At 37.4% G+C, this 24344-nt stretch carries 19 protein-coding genes; 9 read left to right on the forward strand and 10 right to left on the reverse strand.

What is annotated here, in order from left to right; all coding sequences use genetic code 11:
• Positions 1 to 31: 31 nt before the first annotated feature.
• Positions 32 to 1909, reverse strand: a complete 1878-nt coding sequence (htpG, locus tag BTA34_RS12800) for a molecular chaperone HtpG (RefSeq protein ID WP_196735987.1) — start codon at positions 1907 to 1909, stop codon at positions 32 to 34.
• A 217-nt stretch (positions 1910 to 2126) separates the two neighbouring features.
• On the opposite strand from htpG, the gene BTA34_RS12805 reads away from it, so the two are divergent.
• Together BTA34_RS12805 and BTA34_RS12810 are read left to right on the forward strand one after the other, a co-directional pair.
• Complete coding sequence (locus BTA34_RS12805) at positions 2127 to 3179, forward strand: ABC transporter substrate-binding protein (protein ID WP_151435910.1); 1053 nt, start codon at positions 2127 to 2129, stop codon at positions 3177 to 3179.
• 11 nt (positions 3180 to 3190) lie between these two features.
• Positions 3191 to 3910 (forward strand): substrate-binding domain-containing protein, encoded by a 720-nt coding sequence (locus tag BTA34_RS12810; protein ID WP_151435911.1) that lies wholly within the window; start codon positions 3191 to 3193, stop codon positions 3908 to 3910.
• A gap of 38 nt (positions 3911 to 3948) precedes the next feature.
• Here BTA34_RS12810 and purT read toward each other — a convergent pair whose 3' ends face one another.
• From purT to BTA34_RS12825, 3 genes are all read right to left on the reverse strand, one after another.
• Positions 3949 to 5136, reverse strand: coding sequence for a formate-dependent phosphoribosylglycinamide formyltransferase (purT, locus tag BTA34_RS12815; RefSeq protein ID WP_151435912.1), 1188 nt, complete (start codon positions 5134 to 5136; stop codon positions 3949 to 3951).
• 133 nt (positions 5137 to 5269) lie between these two features.
• Positions 5270 to 6181, reverse strand: a complete 912-nt coding sequence (rarD, locus tag BTA34_RS12820; RefSeq protein WP_151435913.1) for an EamA family transporter RarD — start codon at positions 6179 to 6181, stop codon at positions 5270 to 5272.
• 233 nt (positions 6182 to 6414) lie between these two features.
• Complete coding sequence (locus BTA34_RS12825) at positions 6415 to 7362, reverse strand: aminoimidazole riboside kinase (RefSeq protein WP_151435914.1); 948 nt, start codon at positions 7360 to 7362, stop codon at positions 6415 to 6417.
• A 273-nt stretch (positions 7363 to 7635) separates the two neighbouring features.
• Here BTA34_RS12825 and BTA34_RS12830 point away from each other — a divergent pair, with 273 nt between their 5' ends.
• The gene (locus BTA34_RS12830) at positions 7636 to 9102 is read left to right on the forward strand and encodes a glycoside hydrolase family 32 protein (protein WP_151435915.1); all 1467 of its coding nucleotides are present in this window, start codon (positions 7636 to 7638) and stop codon (positions 9100 to 9102) included.
• A gap of 36 nt (positions 9103 to 9138) precedes the next feature.
• Here BTA34_RS12830 and BTA34_RS12835 read toward each other — a convergent pair whose 3' ends face one another.
• Positions 9139 to 10134: a LacI family DNA-binding transcriptional regulator gene (locus BTA34_RS12835; protein ID WP_151435916.1), complete on the reverse strand. Its 996-nt coding sequence runs from the start codon at positions 10132 to 10134 to the stop codon at positions 9139 to 9141.
• A gap of 468 nt (positions 10135 to 10602) precedes the next feature.
• On the opposite strand from BTA34_RS12835, the gene BTA34_RS12840 reads away from it, so the two are divergent.
• From BTA34_RS12840 to allS, 6 genes are all read left to right on the forward strand, one after another.
• On the forward strand, positions 10603 to 11238 hold the full coding sequence (locus BTA34_RS12840) for a response regulator transcription factor (protein ID WP_151435917.1): 636 nt from the start codon (positions 10603 to 10605) through the stop codon (positions 11236 to 11238).
• Between the two features lie 942 nt (positions 11239 to 12180).
• Entirely contained in the window at positions 12181 to 12843 is a 663-nt protein-coding gene (locus BTA34_RS12845; RefSeq protein ID WP_151435918.1) for a CDP-alcohol phosphatidyltransferase family protein, read from the forward strand.
• 3 nt (positions 12844 to 12846) lie between these two features.
• Positions 12847 to 13569, forward strand: a complete 723-nt coding sequence (locus tag BTA34_RS12850; RefSeq protein ID WP_151435919.1) for a lysophospholipid acyltransferase family protein — start codon at positions 12847 to 12849, stop codon at positions 13567 to 13569.
• Positions 13556 to 14491, forward strand: coding sequence for a phosphatidate cytidylyltransferase (locus BTA34_RS12855; RefSeq protein WP_151435920.1), 936 nt, complete (start codon positions 13556 to 13558; stop codon positions 14489 to 14491). The genes BTA34_RS12850 and BTA34_RS12855 overlap by 14 nt, the downstream gene beginning before the upstream one ends.
• 330 nt (positions 14492 to 14821) lie before the next feature.
• On the forward strand, positions 14822 to 15643 hold the full coding sequence (locus BTA34_RS12860; RefSeq protein WP_151435921.1) for a CPBP family intramembrane glutamic endopeptidase: 822 nt from the start codon (positions 14822 to 14824) through the stop codon (positions 15641 to 15643).
• Positions 15644 to 16028: 385 nt separating this feature from the next.
• A complete protein-coding gene (allS, locus tag BTA34_RS12865) occupies positions 16029 to 16943 on the forward strand; it encodes an HTH-type transcriptional activator AllS (RefSeq protein ID WP_023582643.1) in 915 nt (304 codons plus the stop codon).
• A 58-nt stretch (positions 16944 to 17001) separates the two neighbouring features.
• Here the strand turns inward: allS and BTA34_RS12870 are convergent, their stop codons facing one another.
• The 5 genes from BTA34_RS12870 to BTA34_RS12890 are packed head-to-tail and all read right to left on the reverse strand — an operon-like array spanning position 17002 to position 23040.
• Positions 17002 to 18246 carry an MFS transporter gene (locus tag BTA34_RS12870; protein WP_151435922.1) on the reverse strand — a complete coding sequence of 415 codons (1245 nt, stop codon included), beginning with the start codon at positions 18244 to 18246 and terminating at the stop codon, positions 17002 to 17004.
• 25 nt (positions 18247 to 18271) lie between these two features.
• Entirely contained in the window at positions 18272 to 19177 is a 906-nt protein-coding gene (locus BTA34_RS12875; protein ID WP_100160113.1) for a carbamate kinase, read from the reverse strand.
• 47 nt (positions 19178 to 19224) lie between these two features.
• Positions 19225 to 20052 carry a DUF2877 domain-containing protein gene (locus BTA34_RS12880; protein WP_151435923.1) on the reverse strand — a complete coding sequence of 276 codons (828 nt, stop codon included), beginning with the start codon at positions 20050 to 20052 and terminating at the stop codon, positions 19225 to 19227.
• 42 nt (positions 20053 to 20094) lie between these two features.
• Positions 20095 to 21360, reverse strand: a complete 1266-nt coding sequence (locus BTA34_RS12885; RefSeq protein WP_151435924.1) for a DUF1116 domain-containing protein — start codon at positions 21358 to 21360, stop codon at positions 20095 to 20097.
• Between the two features lie 12 nt (positions 21361 to 21372).
• The gene (locus BTA34_RS12890; protein ID WP_151435925.1) at positions 21373 to 23040 is read right to left on the reverse strand and encodes an acyl-CoA synthetase FdrA; all 1668 of its coding nucleotides are present in this window, start codon (positions 23038 to 23040) and stop codon (positions 21373 to 21375) included.
• Between the last annotated feature and the right edge of the window lie 1304 nt (positions 23041 to 24344).

Consider the following 24344-nt stretch of genomic DNA (forward strand, 5'->3'; position numbering starts at 1 on the left):
ACGTGGTTTAAATGTTTGAAAACGAAAACAGTTACGCTTTTTGAACTAACAGTTTATTCACTAAGCGAATAAACTGGTTTGGGTCCTCTAAAGAGCCTCTTTCAGCAAATAAAGCCTGATCCAGTAGTAAATTTACCCAATCGGCAAACAGTGCTTCATCTGTGAGTTCTGCTGTTTGTTTCACTAATGAATGATTAGGGTTCAGCTCAAAGTTGTATTTCACTTCTGGCACTTCTTGTCCAGCGGCTGCAAACAATTTGGCCATTTGTGTTGTCATTTCATCAGCACTGGTGGTCACAATTGCCGGAGTATCTGTTAAACGATGTGTTAATTTCACATCTTTAACTTTATCCCCTAATAAGGTTTTAATGCGTTCAACAAAAGGCGCTAATTGTTTATCAGTTTCTTCTTGCTCTTCTTGCTTCTCTTCATCAGCAAGTTTATCAAGAGATTCATCTGCTTTACTGACAGACTGGAATGATTTGCCATCAAACTCAGTCAGGTAATTCATCATCCACTCATCAATACGATCAGATAACAGCAGTACTTCGATACCTTTTTTGCGGAACAGCTCTAAATGAGGGCTGTTTTTCGCAGCAGCATAGCTATCAGCAGTGATGTAATAGATTTTTTCTTGCCCTTCGACCATACGGCTAACGTAATCTTCCAGTGAAACAGTTTGAGCATCACTGTCGTTATGCGTTGACGCAAAACGCAGTAATTTTGCAATAGTTTCAATGTTAGATGAGTCTTCTGCCGGACCTTCTTTTAAGACTAAACCAAACTCTTTCCAGAATGCTTGATACTCTTCTGGCTTGTTCTCTGCCAATTTTTGTAACATTTGCAATGCACGTTTGGTTAATGCGCTACGTAAATTACGTGTAACAGAGCTATCTTGTAAAATCTCACGAGAAACGTTTAGTGGTAAATCATTAGAATCCACTAACCCACGGATAAAACGTAGGTAATTAGGCATAAACTGCTCAGCTTCATCCATAATAAAGACGCGCTGTACATACAGTTTTAAACCATGACGTTGTTCGCGGTTCCATAAATCCCAAGGCGCTTTTGAAGGCACATATAATAAGCTAGTGTACTCTTGCTTACCTTCTACTCGGTTATGTACCCAGCTTAATGGATCTGCAAAATCATGAGAGATATGTTTATAAAACTCTTTATACTCTTCATCACTCACTTCAGCTTTATTACGAGTCCACAGCGCTTGCGCTTTATTAATTTTTTCCCATGTTACTGTGCCGTCTTCTTCATTTTTCGTTTCAATTTCAACAGGCAGAGAAATATGGTCGGAATATTTACTAATAATGCTACGCAGGCGCCAATCATCTAAATACTCATCTTCACCTTCACGCAAATGAAGCGTAATTTCAGTACCACGATCAGCTTTTTCAATATCAGCAATGGTGTAGTCACCTTCGCCTTCAGATCCCCAAAAAACACCCTTATCTGCGCTTTCACCAGCAGCCCGAGTGCGTACTGTCACTTTATCTGCAACGATAAACGCAGAATAGAATCCAACACCAAACTGACCAATTAGTTGGCTATCTTTAGCTTGATCTTGTCCGATAGATTCTAAAAATGATTTTGTACCTGATTTTGCAATAGTACCGAGATTATCAATGACTTCATCACGAGTCATACCAATACCATTATCACTGATAGTCAGAGTACGCGCTTCTTTATCAGTGGAAATGCGCACATGCAACTCGCCGTTATTTTCATAAAGCGCTGCATCTGATAATGCACGGAAACGCAATTTATCAGCCGCATCTGATGCGTTCGAAATCAATTCGCGAAGGAAAATTTCTTTATTGGAGTAAAGAGAATGGATCATTAATTGAAGAAGTTGTTTAACTTCTGACTGAAATCCTCTTGTTTCCTGACCTTTCATACTCATTTTTACCTCAATTAATCCTAATTTGGCGAAAAAAATCAATATGAATAAAAAGTGGGGATAGTTAAGCAAGTTTCAAGGGTTGAGTAAAAAATTAAGCTAATAAAAGTGATTACACATCTTATATGATTAAAGTTTGAGCCAAAATAATACTTGCTGTCTATTTTTAGCTGTATATTTTATTATACAGCGATATTAACTTAGGTTTATGACTATGAAAGCATTATTACAGCACTGTTTATTAGGTATTGGCTTACTCTCCCTCTCTTCTTTTTCTTATGCAGATAGACAAATCGTAGACCAAATTGGTCGCACCGTTACCATTCCAGACAAAGTAGAAAGAACGGTGGTTTTACAACATCAAACACTAAACTTACTGGTTCAACTTGATGCAACGGATAAAGTTGTTGGAGTGATGTCCAACTGGAAGCAACAACTTGGTGATGGGTATGCACAATTAGCACCATCGCTAGAGAAAACGCCTAAAGTTGGCGATCTCACCAGTTTTGATGCTGAAAGCTTAGTCAAACTGCAACCTCAAGTCGTCTTTGTCACCAATTATGCCCCTAAAGAGATGATTGATAAGATTTCTGCATTGGGTATTCCTGTTGTTGCAATTTCATTACGTAAAGAGAGTAACGACGATAAATCAAAGCTTAATCCAACATTACAAAACGAAGAACAGGCTTATAACGAAGGGCTAAAAGAAGGGATTTTATTGATTGGTGATATCGTCAATAAATCAGAAAATGCACAAGCATTAGTTAACGATACCTTTAAACAGCGTGAGCAAGTTAGTCAGCGCTTACAAAATATCCCCAAAGAACAACGCGTCCGTGCCTATATGGCCAATCCTGACTTAACCACTTATGGCTCAGGAAAATACACCGGGCTTATGATGGAACATGCTGGCGCCCTTAACGTCGCAGCGTCAACAGTTAAAGGGTATAAACAAGTTTCTCTTGAACAAATTATTGATTGGAACCCTGAAGTTATCTTTATCCAAGACAGATACCCTCAAGTTGTTGATGAAATCAAACAAGATGCTCGTTGGCAAGTGATTAGTGCAGTTAAAAATAACCGAATTTATTTAATGCCTGAATATGCAAAAGCATGGGGTTATCCAATGCCAGAAGCCATGGCAATCGGTGAATTGTGGATGGCAAAAAAACTCTATCCTGAAAAATTTAGCGATATTGATATGCAAAAAGCCGCTAATGATTGGTATCAAAAATTCTATCGCACTCAATATCAAGGGAAGGAATAGGATATAACACTATGACGTTTTCCCTTTTTGCAGCAGGTAGCTTAAAAACGACACTACCTGCTTTTATTGAGCATCATCAGCAAAAAACAGGTGAAAAGTGGGCGCTTACATTTGGACCTGCTGGACTTTTGCGTCAACGGATTGAACAAGGGGAAACCTGTCATTTGTTTCTTTCAGCGGATGAAAGTAATGCAAAGCAATTAATTGATAAAGGTTTCGCTCTACAATATGCCCCTTTTATTGCCAATCAGCTTTGCATTACCGCTCGTTGTACTGCTGTAAATAAAGAAGATAACTGGCTTAGTGTATTATCAAATACCGCATTAAAATTAGCGATATCCACTCCTAAAGCAGATCCATCAGGGGATTATAGTTGGCAACTATTTGATAATATTGCGCAAATTAATCCACAGTTAAGTCAGGCATTAAAAATGCGAGCGCTTTCTTTGGTTGGAGGTAAGCATTCACTTATTATTCCTCAAGGTAGGATGGCTGCACACTATTTAATTGCCACACATCAGACGGATGCATTTATTGGTTATCAGCACTACCAAGCACAATTAAGCCAATTTCCTGAATTAAAGATATTCGATATTCCAAAGCCTTTTAATGTTACCGCACACTATTGTGCAACACTTATTCATTCTCAGGCTTATAGTTTATATCAGGAGATATTATCTCCTTATGCTAAAGCGCATTTTATTAAAGCAGGGTTTTTACCACTAAGTTAAGTTCCCTTTTTAGCGGTAAGTCACCTTATGTTATATCGTTATTTTTGAGCGTCACTGGCAATAATAGTCTTGGCACCTGCTGTTGCTTCATCCAATGCATGTTTTATTGTATCAGCATGAGCAAGCACCACACCTAAACGGCGAGTGCCAGCAATTTCAGGCTTAGCGAAAAGGCGAATTTGACGATTTGCCTTCAACGCTTTTTCAATACCAGAATATACGATATTTGTACTATAAAGCGCCGGTAAAATAACCGCTGATGCGCAAGGACCTAATTGGCGAATTCCACCAATGGGATAGCCTAAAAAAGCACGCACATGAAGCGCAAACTCTGATAAGTCTTGAGAAATTAGTGTCACCAATCCTGTGTCATGAGGGCGAGGTGAGACTTCATTAAAGAATACCTCATCACCTTGAACAAATAACTCAACACCAAATAAACCATAGCCCCCTAAGTTCTCAACCACTTTACTCGCAATATGCTGTGCTTTAGCAAGCGCGATATCACTCATTTTTTGAGGTTGCCATGATTCACGGTAATCTCCTTTCTCTTGTCGATGACCAATAGGGGCGCAAAAATGGATACCATCAACAGCGTGAATAGTCAGTAACGTTATCTCAAAATCAAACGGGATCATTTTCTCAACGATCACGCGCCCTTTTCCCGCTCTCCCACCTTCTTGAGAATAAGTCCAAGCGTGTGATAAATCGCTTTCACTACGAATAACACTTTGCCCTTTTCCGGATGAGCTCATGACAGGTTTTACAATACAAGGGAAGCCTATTTCTAGTGCTGCTTTTTTAAAGCTCACTTCATCATCAACAAATTGATAGTTCGATGTAGGTAAATACAGTGTTTCCGAGGCTAAACGACGAATACCTTCTCTATCCATTGTTAGTTTTACAGCACGGGCGCAAGGAACCACTTTTTGCCCCGCTTGCTCTAATTCAACCAGTAACGTTGTTGCAATAGCCTCAATTTCAGGAACGATAAAATCAGGTCGCTCTTGTTTAATAACTTGCTTTAATGCATCGCTATCAAGCATATTTACAACATGATGACGATGAGCAACATGCATAGCAGGAGCATTGAGATAGCGATCAACGGCAATCACTTCAATTCCTAAGCGTTGGCATTCTATCGCAACTTCTTTGCCTAATTCACCGGCACCCAATAACATCACTTTTGTTGCACTTGCCGTAAGAGCCGTACCCAGCACTGTCATTTTTTATCCTCACCATTAATAAAAACCGCAACTACGCAAACGATTGCTTTTGATATAGCATAGCGGATTTAGCTTGATAGAAAAATAGCTAGATAAAAAAATAATCAGGCAGAGAAATAGATAAATAAAAACATTACATCGTTTGGCTACGTTTTCCTTTTTGAATTTTTAGATAATTAAGGCGTTTGCGGATAAGTGCTAAGATACAGCATAAAAGCCCTAACCAAATCAGTGAGAAACTCACGCCTTTTACTTCATCAAAAGCTTCATGGAATAAGAAAACAGCCAGTAAAAATTGAATGGTTGGTTCAATATATTGTGCTAATCCGATGACAGTTAATGTTGTTCGTTTGACTGCGGCGGTAAAAAACAATAACGGCAGTATAGTGACCGGAGCTGTTAGAATATAATAAAAACGAGTCAGATTATCTGCAGAAGGTAGTGCGCTTTTCTCTGTAATCAACAGCCAAATAGTGGCAGCTATGGCTAAAGGCAGCAACCAAAGTGTTTCCATAAACAAAGACGTGATCACATCAAAACGAATAAACTTACGGATCAAGCCATATACAGCAAATGCGCCCCCCATCATGATAGCGAGTACGGGTAATTCACCGTACATCCACAATTGATAGCCCACACCGGCACAAATTAAGGTAACAGCCCATTTTTCTGCTGGATTCAGCTTTTCTTTAAGAAATATGACGCCTAATAAAATTGAGAAAAGTGGATTAATAAAATACCCCAAGCTCGCTTCTAATACTTGTTGATGAGTTAATGCATAGGTAAATGTACACCAAGAAACGGCCATAGCCATTGAGCTAAATAGACACATAAAAACAGAGCGCTTATCTTGTAAAACAGCGCGCCATCGTGTTCTATTTTTAATAAAGAGTCGGACGAGTAATAAAAGAGGGATAGACCAGATCAAACGCTGAGCCAGCATTTCTAATGGCTGCGCTCCGGGTAACAGCCGATAAAACAGAGGGGTTATTCCCCAAAGAATATAAGAAAAAATGGCTAATACCGCGCCCGATTGAGCCAACATTTAATGTTCCATCAATAAAAGTCAATAAGATTGAATATCATACGCTTAAAATAGACAGAACAATATGATCATCATCGCTGATTGATTGATCAAACATCAGTGCGACGGCATAGACAAGATAAAAAAATCTCCACAAATAACCACTCCGAGAAAAGTCGTTATAAATGGAGAAAAAAAGATACCATTAAGGGAAAACCGTGGTAAAAACCACAACCAGAAAAAAGGGTAAGTTGTTAGAAAATCTCCCTAACATGTAAAGGCGGTTGCTGCTGAACAAAATCATGTAATTTTTTACGACTTGGTGCCGCTGCTATCGCCCCTTTTTGAGTGGTGGCTAAAGCGCCACAAGCAGCTGCTTGCGTTACTATTTTTGATAAATATTGTTCATCTTCAGCAAAACCATATTCAGCAAGCGCAGCTAACAGACCTGACATAAAGGCATCGCCAGCACCTGTTGTATCAATACATTCAACGATAAAGGCACTAAATGCGACTTGCGTATTTGGCGTTAAAACTAAACAACCTTTAGAGCCTTGGGTGATCACTTTTAAACGAGCGGGATAATCTTCTAATTTTTTAAGTGCATTATTCAATGTCACTTCTTGTGTCATCCACGTAAGCTCATCTTCTGATAATTTTAAAATGTCAGCTTTATGCGCATAATTATCGATAATTTCGCGCATTTCCTCATGATCACGCCACATTTGAGGACGTAAATTAATATCAAAACTCAGTAGTGAACCGCTTTCTTTAATATTTTTGATTGCACAATCTAAGGTCGAGCGACAAATGGGATTCACTAATGCTAAAGAGCAAAAATGCAAAATATCTTTTTCAAACGCAGGTAAAGATTTTTCTGTTAAAAATTGATCAGCAGACTCAGCGACTAAAAAAGTAAAATCACGCTCACCATTTTCTTGTAAAGAGACAAGAACAGTACTGGTACGATGAAATTCATCAAATTCCATTGTCCGAGTATCAACGCCCAGATCAAACAATGTTTTTTGCATAAAATGGCCGAACGCATCTTCACCGACACGTCCAATAAAACCACTTTGTTGACCAAGCTTAGCAACGCCCGCAGCAACATTGACTGGCGCACCACCAGCACATGCTTCATATTGCATGTTTTGCAATGGGATCAAGTCAACAACAGCGTCACCTAAAGACCAGACTTTCATAATCTCTCCTGAAGATAAGCAATTATTTTTCTTAACTATATTCTGTTTTTATGACTATTCATAACGAATAAGTAAAGATATTGCTCGTAAATCCACACTGATAACGTTAACATAATGAGATAAGATGATAAAGTCAATCTCATACATCGTATTTTTTTCACTCTAAATGTTATCGTTAACAACAAGAGTCATAGTGTGATTACGTCTGTTCTTTACCCTTTATATGATCTTAAAAACACACTAATAACTCTGAAATATAATAAGGATAATGATATGAAACACCGCTTAGAACAATCAACAAAAGCCTTAAATACCTTGATTGAAAAACGAGGCAATAAATTTTATCCCCAGTTTCATTTGGCAGCACCTGCGGGCTGGTTAAATGATCCTAATGGTCTTATTTATCATGATGGTTTATATCATGCCTTCTATCAGCACCATCCTTATTCTCAAGATTGGGGACCAATGCATTGGGGACATGCCACAAGTGCCGACATGATCCACTGGCAGCACCAACCTATTGCGTTAGCGCCGGGAGATGACTACGACAAAAGTGGTTGTTTCTCAGGATCAGCTATTAGCCATGAAGGTAAACTCTATCTTTTCTATACCGGACACAACTGGTTAGCTACTGAAGGAGATGATAGTCAAATCTATGAAGCGCAATGTGTTGCTGTTAGTGAAGATGGTATTCATTTTGAGAAAAAAGGGATCGTTTTAGAACCCCCTAAAGGTTATATGCATTTTCGTGATCCTAAAGTTTGGTATCAAGAAGGTAGATGGTGGATGGTTGTTGGCGCTCGTGATGAAAAAGATCAAGGACAAGTCCTACTCTTCTCAAGCGAAACCTTATTTGAGGAAGGGCAGCAGTGGAACAACGATTACACTGTTTTAGGAAAAACGGATGATAAAAATGTCTATATGTGGGAGTGCCCTGATTTCTTTCCTATCAGCCAAGAAAACGAATTTGCGATCGTCTTCTCACCACAAGGTAAACGAGCTGAAGGCTATCAATATCGCAACCTCTTTCAATCAGGTGCATTAATTGGCCAGTGGTCGCCAAATCAACCTTTTAAACCACAAGGGCATTTTATTGAGCTTGATAATGGGCATGACTATTATGCGCCACAATCATTTATGACACCTGATGGTCGTCGCGTTTCAATGGGATGGATGGATATGTGGAATTCGCCAATGCCTTCAAAATCTGAATTTTGGTCTGGCTGTTTTACACTCCCTCGTGAAATCACATTTGATAAATCGAAAAATCGCTTACGCATGATCCCCGTTAAAGAAGTCGAATCATTGCGCCAAGAAAAACAGACTATTCAACCAGTAACACTCAGTAATCAATCTATCGAGCTAATAAATAATACTGCCGCTATCGAACTCGACTTAACGTTATCTTTAGACAGTCATGCTGAAAAATTTGGTTTATGGATAGGTGAAGGGCTAGAGCTATTTGTTGATAATCAATCACATCGTTTAGTTCTTAACCGCCATTATCCTCAGCACAATATGAGTGGCGCTAGAAGTATTCCATTACCTGAAGGTTGTGAATTGAATTTACGTATTTTCATTGATCGTTCATCAATTGAAATCTTTGTAAACAAAGGTGAATTCACCTTTAGCAGCCGATATTATGCTCAACAAGATGCTCAAACTTTACGTCTTTTTGCCATGAATGGTGATGCAACACTGATCGATGGTCAATATTGGCAGCTAAATAGTATTTACTGATATTGAGAAGATAAGTAAGAAGTAAGACGTGAGTCTTTAAATAGACTCACGTTCAACTAATTGACAAGGTACATGTACGGTATTTCTATGGTTTCGCTCTTGAATAATATGTAACGTTGCTTCTTTACCTAATTCATAATGAGGAAGTTGTACCGTCGTTAATGGTGGATAAAACAACTCTCCTGTACCAATCATATTATCGTATCCCAAAACAGCTACTTGCTCTGGAATACGTAACCCCATAGAAAGTAAAACTTGGTAAGCTAAAAATGCAATACGGTCATTACCACAAATGAGAATATCGAAGTCAGCTTTTTGATGAACACAATGCTTTTTCAATATTTCAATCACATCACGATAGTGTTCATCACCAAACATCATCGTATATTGTTGTAGATCTGCCAATGGCAATCCAGCCTCTTGCCAAGCATCTTCAACGGCTTTACGACGAATAGGACCTGCAACAGATTCTTCAGGTATATAAAAGCACAAAGGGCGGCGATACCCTTTCTCGATAACTTTTTTCATCGCAAAATACTGCCCATGATAGTCATCGGGAATATAAGTTGGAAAAGCGTGCGTTTTATCCAAGCAGTTTGCTAACACTAAATTCTTATCAAGCAGCTTTTCATGTACGGTGATTTCACGCAACCCCATCGTGGTATAAATAATACCATCTGGGCGTTGAGCCAAAAGTTGCCAAATGGCATTTTCATAACAATCTTGTGCAGTCAAATTAACAACAAATGAACTCCAACCAAATTCTCTGGCGGTTTGTTCTATCGATAAAATCATTTCCACAGAAAATGGTGTCGTTGCGGTATCAATTGCCAGAACACCAATTGAGGATACCTTTGTTCCTTGACCACGAATTTTTCGTGCAGAATAATCTGGAACATAGTTAAGTTGATCAATCGCATTTTGGACTTGTTTCAGTGTTTCTGGTTTTAATAACTCAGGGTTATTAATCGCTCTTGAGACTGTCATCAAAGAAACGGATGCAAGTCGAGCTACATCTTTCAGTGACGCCATAGTATTGGCTCGGTTGGTTTATTAAAAAGGGTCAATAGAAATAAAGTGCTATTTTACAAGAAGTAAAGTCAAAAAGCCACAAAGGGAATTGTATTGTAACCAAATTAGACTATTAATTACTTCATGGAAAAACACCTAAATATATTATTTTTTTTACTTATTAGATGAGTTTAATATAGTTAAAATCACTTACGAGAAAAAACTTAGTTACAATTAATAATAGTTATCTCATCCTTTCATTATAGAAATAAATTATTCTTATCTATAAAATACAAATATTGAAACAAAACAAAGTTCTGATATTTTATCTATAATATAATGCAAAAGTATTAATCATTTTTAATTTGATATATTCTGAATATGGCTCCGTTGCGTGAATGTTACCCTACACAAAAAACTTATAAATTAGTCAAATTTCGTTACTCACTCACTTTTAGTGTAAGAGAAGAGTAAAACCAGGAGCAACATATGGAATCAATAATCCACTTAATCACTTTTGAAGATGACAGTACAAAAGTTCAACTTAAAGCCGTTCTTTCTTCTTTAGCGGCTAATGTGAAAACCTATTCAAATGAACAGGCTTTCTTGAAATACTATTTTTCATCAACAAAAGGAGCACATAAAGAGTGCATCATAATTAATACAAAAAGTAGTGCAGCACCATCAATTGCACTGATTAAAGAACTCAACAAATTGAGAAACATCATTCCTGTTATTATTATTTCTGGGGATAGTTCCATTGAGAGTTGTCGTAGCGCATTTAAATCAGGAGCTTTTGAATATTTAACTCGTCCTCTAAATGTGAATGAGCTTCTTAATATTGTCTCGGAATCTTTCTTACATTATGAAAGTGAAGTTGAGCAATTCCGAACATATATATCTCTAAAAGATAAATTTGGTAAGTTATCTAATAGAGAAAAAGAGGTTATGGAGATGATCCTTGAAGGAAATACGAGCAAAGAAGCGGCAGAAAAGCTTTCGTTATCGCCTCGTACAGTTGAAGTTCATCGTTCAAATATGTATACGAAATTGAAAATAAGATCACTACCACAATTAGTTCAAGAGTATGATTTCTTTAAGAAATATGACTTAAGAGCAAACTAATTTACAATGTGATTTCTATTTATCAATGGGTTGTATTATCTTGCCATATAACGATATGACCTGTTTAATTTTCATTAATATTTATTAATGAAAAGAAGCTGTACTTCTAAAAACATTCTATTTTGGATGAATTACACCTAATATGGGAATAATTAATACGCTAGACACCATTCTACGATAGAAAGGGCGGCAACTTATTTTGATGCCCCCTTTCATTTGGGTTCGTTTAATTTCAATTTAAAACACTTGTATATATTATTTTCATAATCGCTATTATTAATAACTATTATGATTGTTTTTTATTAATAATAGCAATATAAGAGTAGATGAAGCCCTTCATTTGATATAAATCATTTTTCACTTATTATAAAGATGATTATTCTCATTTCTAATTTCTCATTTTCTTTATTCTTATTTCACGAAGAAAATTATTAATGAGTAAAAAATAATACAAAAGAAATCCCCGTCTCTTTTTTTATGCCCATTTAAAGACTATTTATGCGTTTTGATTTTCGATTTAAACAAAAAATTCCTTATAAGAAAATTCTAATAGAAGTGTTTTAATTACGATTATTTAAACAGTAAAATAAGAAATAATAATAATTATTTCCTTTTATACTCCCTTTTACTTAAGAAATTTATTCTCTTTATAGTTTAATTAATGTAATACATCATTTACCATTTCTACTTAATAACACTCCAATAAAGAGCATCATTAAATGATCAGAACATGTAAGTATAATTTACTAGCTTCAAATAGGTATTAACACCTAGAAAAACAAATGATTATTAATGATTGATTTACAGTCTTAATAAGAGCAAAACACGGAGGAATTAATCTGCATAAAAAAACATAAGTTAAACTTATACGTTTATTCTTATTTTCACTTTGACCAAATGCCCTTATGCTATAACCTCCTAACTCGCTTTTTACAAAGAAAAATGAACGCTCAAGATAAAAACCGCCGCCCAATAAAAGCAAGACAAACAAACTGGGCCACAAAGTGCAGCCGCTACTTACAACAAAAAGGGGCTACGCCTAACGGTATTTCCGTGTTTAGTGTCGTATTTGCATTACTGGCAGGCTTCTCACTCTTTTGTGCCCTCTTTTATACATCTGGATTATTACGCTCAATTTTACTGATCCTTGGCGCTATCATGATCCAAGGTCGCCTCATTTGTAATTTACTCGATGGTATGGTTGCCGTAGAAGGAGGCATGAAAAGCCCTGTAGGGGCTGTCTATAATGAATTACCAGACAGAATTGCCGATACTTTAATTATTTTGGGTGTCGGCTATGGGCTATCTTCTGACTTTTCTATGGCCATTACCTTGGGCTGGGTGGGTGCTTTTTTTGCAGTAATGACCGCTTATGTTCGTGTATTAGGTGGTGCTTGTGGGCTAGATCAACAATTTACAGGTCCCATGGCAAAACAACACCGAATGGCGTTATTAACCTCTGTTGCTGTTGTTGCTGCATTTATTCCCAATCTTTGGGGAATATGGCTCTTTTTTATTTCATTATGGATTATTATTTTAGGTTCAATGCTGACCACAATTTTCAGAACCCGTCGAATTTTACGGGATTTAGCACAAGGTGTCTGATTAATGAAAAATGGAAAACTTGCTTTAGATGCAAAAGTGGTATCATCCGTCTTAGTCTCTATTTGTCGATTTTTAACAGGTATTCGCGCTAAACAAACCTCCCCTATTGCAAAAGATATACCTTGTATTTATTACGCTAACCATTCGAGTCATCTTGATGGCTTAGTTATTTGGTCTTGTCTTGCACCCAATATTCGCCCTTATGTTCATCCTGTTGCCGCTGAAGATTATTGGAACAAAAACCGCTTACGCCGTTATTTATCTCGTCGTATCTTTAGAGCCATTCTTATTCCTCGTCATGCTGCCAAAATGAATTTTCCACCAGAAGAAAATTCTTGTGAAGAAAGCGTAGGACAGCCCGCTAATGACGCAGCATCATCAACACCAAATAAAGCCAATGCACTTGCTCTGATGCAAAATATTTTAGACCAAGGGGATTCTTTAATTATTTTTCCTGAGGGTACTCGAGGCAACGGCGAATCTATTCAAGATTTTAAAGCGGGTCTTTGGCATCTCTCTCGTAAAAATCCGGATGTGCAATTAGTCCCTATTTATCTGGAAAACTTAAATAGAGTTCTTCCTAAAGGCTCTCGCTTAGTTGTTCCTGTTATTTGCAGTGCAATTTTTGGCGCCCCTATTGAAGCCACTCATGAAAATGAAAGTAAACAAGAGTTTCTGGTAAGAGCAAAAAGTGCGTTAGAGGAGCTACACAATGGAACGTATTAATAACGAAGTTATCTGGATCTTTATCGGGCTCTTCTCTTTCTTAATTATCGCCAGCATTATTGGTGCTATTTTAGCGGCAGTAAAAGGTCCTACATCCACTATTACGAATCTTAATTCAAGGATCAACGCGTGGTGGGTAATGTGTATTATTGCAGGTGTTGCCATAGGGATTGGAGCAATAGGTTCTGTCGTCCTCTTTACTATTATCTCATGGCTTGCATTACGCGAGCTGATTACCTTAACACCCACACATCGTGGTGATCATGAAGCGCTATTCTGGTGTTTCTTTGTTATATTGCCTATCCAATACATTCTTGTTGGTGTGCAATGGTACAACTTAATGGCGGTATTTATTCCAGTTTACGCCTTCTTATTAATACCAACTCGTATGGCACTTTCAGGTGATACTCACCACTTCTTAGAACGTATGGCAAAAGTGCAATGGAGCGTGATGATAGCAATTTATTGCCTAAGTTACGCACCCGCACTTTTAATGTTGCCAATTGAAGGTTTCGAAGGTCGTAATATCAATTTACTGCTATTCCTAATGATTGTGGTGCAAGTTTCTGATGTTCTGCAATATGTGTTTGGTAAATTATTTGGCAAACATCCTATCGTGCCTAAATTAAGTCCAAATAAAACAGTGGAAGGCTTTTTTGGTGGCATTATCTCCGCCAGCCTTATTGGCATGATGTTGTGGTGGGCAACACCTTTCTCATGGTGGGCCGCATTTTTACTCTCTTTAGTCATTACATTGGCGGGTTTTGCGGGTGGTTTATGTATGTCTGCAATCAAAAGAGACAGCGGCGTAAAAGATTTTGGTACGATGATCGAAGGTCATGGTGGCATGATGGATAGAATGGATTCCCTCTGCTTTGCAGCACCTATTTTCTTCCATGTTATTCGCTATTTTTACGTTTAATTTTACGCTGTTTAATCAAAAGTAAACTGACCTATATAGATTAAAAAATAGATTAACATGCCGATATTAAAACTATCGGCATGTTTATACACCCTATTTTTCTTATACCAATTTAGTATCATAAATTGACTATCATTATATAAATTAAACATTTGTTTTAATTTTGGATTAAAAATCAATATTTAATCTTTTATATATAAATCAAATGATTAAATAAAACCATTACGAGTAAAGAGGTCTGATTTCTCTACTTTTTTATTTATAGTGATAGCCTAAAAGACCGCTATCTTTTACCCTAACGCCCCTTTTCATTTTAGATCCTTTACAATTATGATCACTTGGCTACTTCTTGCTTTTTCTTTGTTATTTTTGGGTTTCAATCGCACTCTTGCATTTATTACACTGATATTTACAACACTTAGCGCATTTATAACCGGTGTTATAACATGGCATACCTTGCCTGTTATTTTTAGTATTCTCTTACTAGCATTCGCCTATTCTCGCTATAAAACACAGCCTCTACTTAGAGCAATTATCATTCTCGCACTTGTCATTATCGCCAGTGGATTAACTTTTCACCTTATTCCTGGTTTTAACAATTTACGTTACCTTTCACATGCCATTATAGGGATGAAAAGCGCCCCTTTTTCTTTTTATTTAAATGCTGATAAAGCATTATTACCCTTTATTTTTCTGATCTTTATTCCTACGCTTTTTGTCTGCGCTCCATTAAAAAAAGCAAATAAATTACAGTGGGCAATGCTCATTATTGCTATTCCTGCATTGTTATTGATCGCTGTAAAACTAGGGGGATTAGCAATTGAATTGCATTTACCATCATGGTTACCCGCCTTTATTCTTGCGAACCTCTTTTTTGTATCACTTGCTGAAGAAGCATTATTTAGAGGTGTAATTCAGCAAACATTATCACGCTATCTACCTCCTTATGTTGCTCTGCTAATAGCAGCCATTATCTTTGGTTTAGCACACTTTGCAGGGGGAATATTGCTCGTTGTTTTTGCTTCACTCGCGGGAATTATTTATGGGTTAGCTTGGATGTGGAGTGGTCGGCTCTGGGTTTCAACGCTATTTCACTTTGCACTTAATCTGACTCATCTGCTCTTTTTTACTTACCCATTTAAAATAGCCTAATCGATTTTTTTTCTTATCTTATCGAAGGATTTTTTATCCTGATTTTCACCACCTTTTACTGACATCTTATCTTCATCAGTAAAAGGATGAGTGAAACGTGAAAGCAATCACACAAATAGAATACAGATATTCTTATTTGCGCCCATCATCCGATGAAATTTTTGTTAGTATGCTTTGTCGCTTATCTATAAATAATCAAAACTTCATACGGCAAACAACAATAAGCCGAAAATAATAACATCCATTAACACGATAAGAAGTTGTCTTACTTCGCGGTATAGACCTCAGGAAAAATAGGTAAGCTTTGCTCTGTTTGCTTTGTTTTCTTTTTTTAGTTCAGCATTATCTGCTGAGAATTTGCCTCTTTCGCCATCAGGACAAAAATATGTTAGACCAAGAAATGATCCGCACTTTTATACAAGTCGCCGACTGCCAAAGTTTTACCAAAGCAGCCGATATGCTTCATAAAACATCAGCCGCAATTAGTTACCGTATAAAAACATTAGAAGAAAATATCGGCACCCAACTTTTTAATCGCACCACAAGAACCGTGACACTCACGCCAGCGGGCGAATATCTCTTAGAAAAATGTCGTCAATGGATTGTATGGCTAGAATCAATGCCTGTAGAACTTCAACAAATGAACGCGGGTGTCGAGCATCAGGTCAACATTGTCATTAATAATCTGCTTTATGATCGCACTGCGGTTGCCAGTATGTTGGCTTGTCTTCATCAACGTTTTCCGTCTACCCAATTTCATATTACTCGCCAAGTCTATATGGGCGTTTGGGATGCGCTTATTAATGAAGATTACCATTTTGCTATCGGTGTTACGGGTAATGAATCCCTTAAGAATAATATTAACATTTGTGCGATGGGCGAAATTCAATGGCAATTTGTTGTCGCGCCTAATCATCCTTTAGCCAATATCAGTGGTGTATTAAGTGATGATCAAATGCGTATGTATTCTGCTGTAAACGTCGAAGATACGTCTCGCCATCTTTCTAAACGCACTGCATGGCGCTTATCGGGTCAGCACGAGATCCGTGTACCTGATTTACACACCAAATTAGCCTGTCACTTAAAAGGCGTGGGAATAGGATTTTTGCCATTAAGTTTATGCAAACCCCTGATCGATAGCGGGCAGTTAATTGCGAAAGAAGTGAAAAATCGTCGTCATAACTCCCCCCTTTCATTAGCATGGTGTGAAGATAAAAAAGGCGCGGTAGTCAGTTATTTAGTGGAGTTGTTTAAGCAAAATCATCCGAGTGTGCAATCGTTTTACGATCCTTTAAATTAAAAAGGCAAACCGAAGTTTGCCCTTTTACTGTGTATTCAGTGACTATCTGAATAGCGTGCTACACTTTTGCTTCTTCATTATTGTTGTTGCTTTCTTTAATAAAGAGGCTTGCCACAATACCGATACAAATCAGAATAGCCGCAAAGTAGAAACCGGAGTCCATGCTACCTGTTTTGTCTGATAAGAAACCGGTTAATGTTGGGGCAAAAACAGAACCCAGCATACCGATACAGTTATAGACACCAAACGATGTACCTAGTGCATGTCGCGGTGAGTTATCAGCAACCACAGCAACAAGTACTGGGTTTGTACTGATTTTACCAACAATACCGTAAAGGATCAGCGCGCCAATTAACACAGGCATTGATTCTGACATTGGCACAGCAAGAATAGCGACTAATGACAGCGGTAACATGATCAGTAATACAGGTTTACGACGACCAATTTTATCTGAAACCCAGCTAAAAATAAGTGAACCAGGAATAGCAAACCACGGCATTAATGAGGCGATAGTTGAAATTTGTGTCCCAGTAATTCCACGCTCAGTTTCTAAGTAGTACGGTAACCAAGTGACTAATACAAAGAAGCCATAGATTGAACAGAAGATAGTGACATACGCAAGGTTGATATTACGATTACCAAATAAATCTTTAAATGTCAGTTTAACTTTCTGTTTTGGTGCGCCATTTTCTGCCGCAGGTTGTGCTTTTGGCTTATCTTTGATGATCCATAACATAACCAAACCAATGATAATAATTGGTACACCAATGATATAGAACGGCGCGCGCCAGCTCATTCCCATCTCACCAACAGAAATACTTGAGATGTAGTAACCAATCGATAAACCAAATGCCATACCACTATTGATAATCGCACTACCTAATGTAATACGATGTTTTGGTATCGCTTCTGAGGATAAACCATACTGAGGACCATAATAGAAACCTTGGAATATCCCCACCATGACCCATGCAAACATAAAGGTCACGTAAGTTGGCATCATACCCGCAATAATGGTGAATCCACCAAAGAGAACAACACCTGTTACTAATACTTTTTTCTTACCTAAATAGTCACCAATCATGCCTGATGGAATATTTAGTGCAGTATATCCGATAAAGAAAATACTCATGATGGAGCCAAGTTGAGCTTTGGATAGATCAAACTCAGCACCAATATTTACCATTAAAGGACCAACAATAGCACGGCTACCATACAGCGCAATCCAACCAAAGAAGAAGATAATGGTCAGTTTGACCCAATAAGGGACTTTGCCTTTCTCATTGACTTGTGCATCGTTCATAATGACGCTCCTGAAAGCATTTTTATTAAGACTTATAAATTAAAGTGCCAGACTGACCTTCAATAACTTGTTGAATATTCTGTAATGCACCAATATGAGCTTGTTGCCCTGTTGCATTAACAAAATCACTCACTGCCATAATTTTTGGTCCCATTGCGCCATCAGCGACAGCCATTGGTGCAAGTTCTTCTGGTGTTGCTTCACGAATTGCAGCTTGTTCTGGTGTACCCCAATTTTTATAAATAGCATCCGCCTCTGTTAAAATAACAAAGTGCTCTGCATTTAATTCACGAGAAATTAAAGCCGCAGTTAAATCTTTATCAATAACAGCTTCACTACCAATAAACTCATTATTTGAATTGTTGACAGGAATACCGCCACCGCCACCACAAATAACAATATGACCTTTATCTAATAAAAGTCTTACTGCCTCGATATCAATAATCTTTTTCGGTGTTGGTGATGGCACTACACGACGATAATGTTTACCATCTTGTTTAAATGTCCATTGATACTTCGCAATTAACTCTGCTTTATCAGCTTCATCATAAATAGGGCCGATAAATTTACTTGGATCGTTAAATGCTTCATCATTAATATCAACTGAAACTCGAGTCATTACCGTTGTAATAGCTTGTTCAGGATGATTTTGATTAATTTTCTGCATCATCATATAGCCAATCATACCTTGGCTTTCTGCGACTAAAATATCCAATGGATATGCAGGAACATCTTGATATGCAAGGTTTTGCAGTGCAAGCAATCCAACTTGAGGCCCATTACCATGTACTAATACAACACGATACTCTTTAGCTAATTTATTAATTGTCTCTGACATCAATTCAATATTTTTATATTGATTTTCAGCAGACAAAACTTCTCCGCGTTGCAATAATGCATTTCCGCCTAAAGCAATAACAATTGTTTTCATAATTATCCGTATCCGAATGTTTATATAAATTCTTTTATTAAAAATATTTAATCAATATTTTGTTGTTGTTTTTTAACTTGGTAACCAATCCATAATCCCAGTAAGGTATCCGCGCCGGAATGATGACCAATAGAGAGTATTTCCAACATATCCTTAAAAATAATCTCTTTATTCTTTATTTTTTTACCTAGTTGAATGAGATAGGTAGAAAATATTCCCTGTGTGGCATATTCCAAATAATGCTTACTGACAATGGTGGTCAATTCAGATAAAGGCGGTGTGTTATTAAAAAAATTATTAAGTTTATTTTCTGGCTCCGCTAAATAATGTGCAAATAACATACCCACCAGCATATCATCTGAACTTGGCGTTAATCCGGGGCCTTTCCCTGTAAAAATAGCCCAGTTAACAGCATTGCCTAATAGCTGATTATGAAACAGCTTAGTTAATAACTTTATTTCACTAAGTTGCGCGATTTGACGGTAATTTTTCAAAGAGCCGTATAACCCCGTTGCAATCGAGGGAGATAACAGAGAAAAAAAACTTTCTAACCAACGCAAATCTAAATTCGCTTTATCCTGTAAACGCAAATTCTCATTTTGACCTGCGATCAATATGAGCTTATTTGCGAGTGTCGCTTGATGATTTTTAATATCCATCACAATCGAGGGATGGCACTGTTTTGCAAAATAATCAAAATCATCTTGTTTCAGTAACCATCCCATCGGGCTTAATCCTTTTCCTTCACGATGAAAAGTCATTAAGCGTTGTTGAGGACAAATGAAATTCAAAGCATGGTCATAAATGCCCACACATTTAATCTCACCTTCAAAATCAGTGATATGCTGGCTGGTTTGAAGTGCTTGAATTTGCATAATGCCCCCTTTATTGCTGTGCTTTGCCGTTATAAAACGAGATTAAGCGTCGATACCTAGCTCTTCAGCAAGTGCAACAATCGCTTTTTCAAAGCAACCTAAAGGCGCTCGTACAGTACCCGCACCAATCTGACCAACACCCGGCTCTTTATGCGCAATACCAGTGTTAATCAGCGGGGTGATACCCGTTTCAACCACACGGCGAGCATCTAAACCTAAACATGCACCTTGGAAATCCCAAGTTGGAATTTGCAACATCATGTTACGAGCAAGATAGATCTCTGCCATTTCTTCAGTCACTTCACGCGCCGCATCCATACCACCAGATGCACCTACAAAGCGTGTTACACCAGGAGCGGCAACCATTGCTGCGCCACCAATACCGAATGTTTCAGTGATTGCACTGTCACCGATATCTGGGTTTGCATCTGCTTGGCTAAAGCCAGAGAAGAACAGACCTTGCGGTGTATTTACTGGAGCAGTGAACCATTGGTCACCCATTCCGCTGATTTTAATACCAAAGTTACTACCATTACGTGTCATTACAGTGACGATAGTACCTTGCTTGATTTGAGCGCCCGCATCCATCGCAGCTTTACAGTAAGCCATGGCTAAGTTCAGGAAGAATTGGTCTGTAATGCTCAGGAATTTAGTCACTTTGGTGATTTCAGCTTCTTCAAAATCTAAAGTGCCTAGTACTGGTGCAAGCTGGCGCAATAACAGCGCAGATGCAGCGATATTACGTTGGTGGAATTCATCACCCATCGTAATGGCTTGCCCCATAATTGCCGTCAGATCGATACCGTTTTCAAACGTTGCAATCGCTGCTTTTAATACTGGCGCTAAGCTATTTTGCATCCAATGTAAACGCTCTTGCACATCTGGACCGTAAGCACCAAAGCGCATTACTTTACCGATACCTTCGTTCATGTTGCAGTAAGCGTAGTTACCATGAATGTGGTTTTTGATAACCAGCATTGGCATATGCGCAGAAGTAATGCCGCCCATTGGGCCTACTGCATTCACGTTATGGCAAGGAATAAACTCAATTTCACCCGCTTCTAACATTGCCAATGCTTGTTCTTCAGTTTCTGCCCAGCCTTCAAATAAAGAAGCACCGATACATGCACCGCGAACAGGGCCACTCATTTCACCCCAAGTTACTGGTGGACCCGCGTGAAGTAATTTTTTACCTGTCTCTAAAGTAGGAACAACTTCTTTTGCTAAGCTAACATCACACCAGTGAGGACGGGCTTCACGGATACGTTCGATAACTGCTTCATTCGCTTGTTCGATAGTTGAGTACATATCTGCAATTCCTTATTTCAATTTCTTTAATATTTCAGCCAGTTTTTTATTGCCACCTGCGACAGGCGCCCACTGATAATGAACAACAGGGGTGCCACTTGATTGCAGATCGTCTGCAAAGCTACGTAATCCTGCGTTGATCACAGAGATCCCGTTAAGCAGTGGCGACACTTCAGCATGTGCTTCTGCTGGATGTGGCTGGATTAATTCTTTGGCTAATAAAACGGCTTCTGGCAACGTATCCATCACAATAATGCCCGCTTCTTTTAGCTGTTTTTGCTGTTCGCTACGGTTTTGTGGATCGTCTTCAGTACCAGTGATAGTTGCGATAGTGATCAGTGGATTTGCTTCGCCACGTTTCTCATTCAGTTTTTTGATTTCCTGAATTAACGCGCCAGCTGGATCTTGAGTTGCGCCATAACCAATAACAAAATCAACCAGTAACACGCCCGCTTCGGTTTTATTGCTTAACTCACTGATAAATTTGTTACGTGTAGATGGGTCAATCATTGGGTGTGGTTTACCCTGTGTATAGAAGTCATCACCCATATCGATAATTTTGTGACCATCAGCATCTAGCATCGTGCCTTGTTTATGCTCGTTATCGACTTCAACATTGAGTTTTTCAGATAACAACATGGCGCACTCAGCGGCTAACGTACCACCGGCATAAAGACCAATGATTTTCTTACCCGCTACTTTTGGTAATTCCGCGGCAATATCTTCAACACGAGCTAATTCAGCCGCGATACGTGCAGTTTCATCTAAAGTACGAGTGAAATAGATATTGTCGTCTTGGAATTTCTCAGGGGTTGTTCCTAAGAATTGAGCCACAATCGGTTTATTATGGCGTTTCATCTCAGCAATGATTTTTTGACGAACTGCTGGTGCTGGTGGCTTAGAAACAAAAGCAATCACTCGAGTATTAGGATCAGCAGCCAGCATATTGATAGCAGTTATTGCACTAATACCACCAATTTGCTCTGTTAGATCACGACCACCTAAACCGATAGAGTGAGAAATACCTTGGCGTTGTAAAACAATTTGTGAGGTGATTTCTTGAATACCCGTACCTGATGCGCCCACAATACCTATTGAACCTTTAGGCGCAATATTTGCGAAAGCAAGAGGAGCACCAGCAATATTTGCCGTACCACAGTCAGGTCCCATCACAATCAGACCTTTGGCGGCTGCTTTTTCTTTTAATGCTTTTTCATCTGCGATAGAAACGTTGTCAGAGAACAACATAACGTTACAACCATCTTCTAAACCGGTATCAGCTAATTCAGCCGCATATTCACCCGCAATAGAGATAAGTAACATATTGGCATTCGTACTTTTTTGTTTCGCGGTACGCCAGCTACGCACTGTCGTTAATTTGTTGCCACCTTTTTGACCACTGGCTATCTCTGCCAGTGCTTCTTCCAATGCCGTAGAAATCATATCGATAATGGAAGGATCGTCTGATTCCGCTTTAATCGAAACACAAATGTCATTTGGTGTTGCTTCGTTAAACATGTCATGCCAGAAACCGGTGACATCGAGAAGAGATTTATTCGCTGGTGTTCCCATCATGACGGAAATTTCTTCCACCTCTGGGGCTTCACTTAATTTTCGGGAAATAATCATCAGGCTTACTGAATCCTGAAAGCTCCCTTTTTTAATAAAAGCATGGATCATTATGATATCCTTAACGCATTTAATATATGTAACAGCACATATCTATTTGCATTTCGTTTTTTTGATAATAAGAAGCCTATTTACTTAAGTTATTAAGCAATATAAATAAATGGTTTGATTTATTAATTTCTAATCTCTGCGTATAAACATACTGAAGAAATATCGAAATGTAGAGTGACAGAAGTCACACTTATTTATTGTAAAAAATTTTTATTTAATCGAACGATATTTATTAAATAAATTATGATGAGAAAAGTTTATTAATTTAAGAATAAAACCTAAAACTTCAGAGAAGGATTTAACGAACAAGAAACAATCACAAGGATATAAACTTCAAATAAAACAAAGACAATCAACTGTTAAGTTACAATTTTATAACATACCGCAATAAATGATTATTATCAACAAATAAAAAAAGGCTATTTTTCTTTGTTAAATTTTTAAATTATCTTTTATTTTTAATTGCATTTAATTTTATAAAAAACAAAAAAAAGCCTTGTATTTAATAAGGCTTTTAAAATAGAAAGAATATTTAATATATGACTTAAGTTACTACTTAATAGCTTCAACTTTAATTTTTAATATCATATTATCAACCATCCCTTCTTTAACTAAAAAGTCTACGTCCCAATCCAAACGTTTAATGGTTGTTTAAAAATTCCCCCACAAACAGGTGCATTAAATAACTGAGGGCTGACGACGAGAACACGTCAAGGATAAGCTACAATTTTCATTGTTAAACTTGGAGCATCTAGCGGTTATGCTCTTACTCGTAAAGCTGGATCAAGACCTTCACTAATTACAGCAACAGGACACGAGAGTTTAATGGTGTCAGTTAGGTGGTTTTGTGCTGGACAAATAACGTATCAGTTATTCAGCTATTGTTAATAACATTATAATCACATAGGTTAATAAAATTAAAACGACCTAAAATAATAACATAATCCTTTATAACATTATGAATTTAATATTATAAATGTGATACGAGATAAATTTACATACCATAATTATATTTTATTTCCACCTATCATTGAATTTAGTTTTTATTATTAACATTTAGTTATAATAAAAATAATTACAAAAACAACAATAAAAACATAAAGATAAATAATCACCCCGTATTTTAATAACATTAAGTTACATAAAATCTCTTATTTTAAAATTAAGTTAATAAATAATTTTATTTTTATGACACCAATCAATGAATATTTAATAATATGTTAATAAAATTGCCTTCAATAAAAATACTTATTAGCTTTACTTTTTACTTCCGATTATTTATTTAACCTGCAACCTAATGGAAT

This window comes from Proteus sp. CD3, assembly GCF_008808075.1.
Lineage (GTDB): Bacteria > Pseudomonadota > Gammaproteobacteria > Enterobacterales > Enterobacteriaceae > Proteus > Proteus appendicitidis.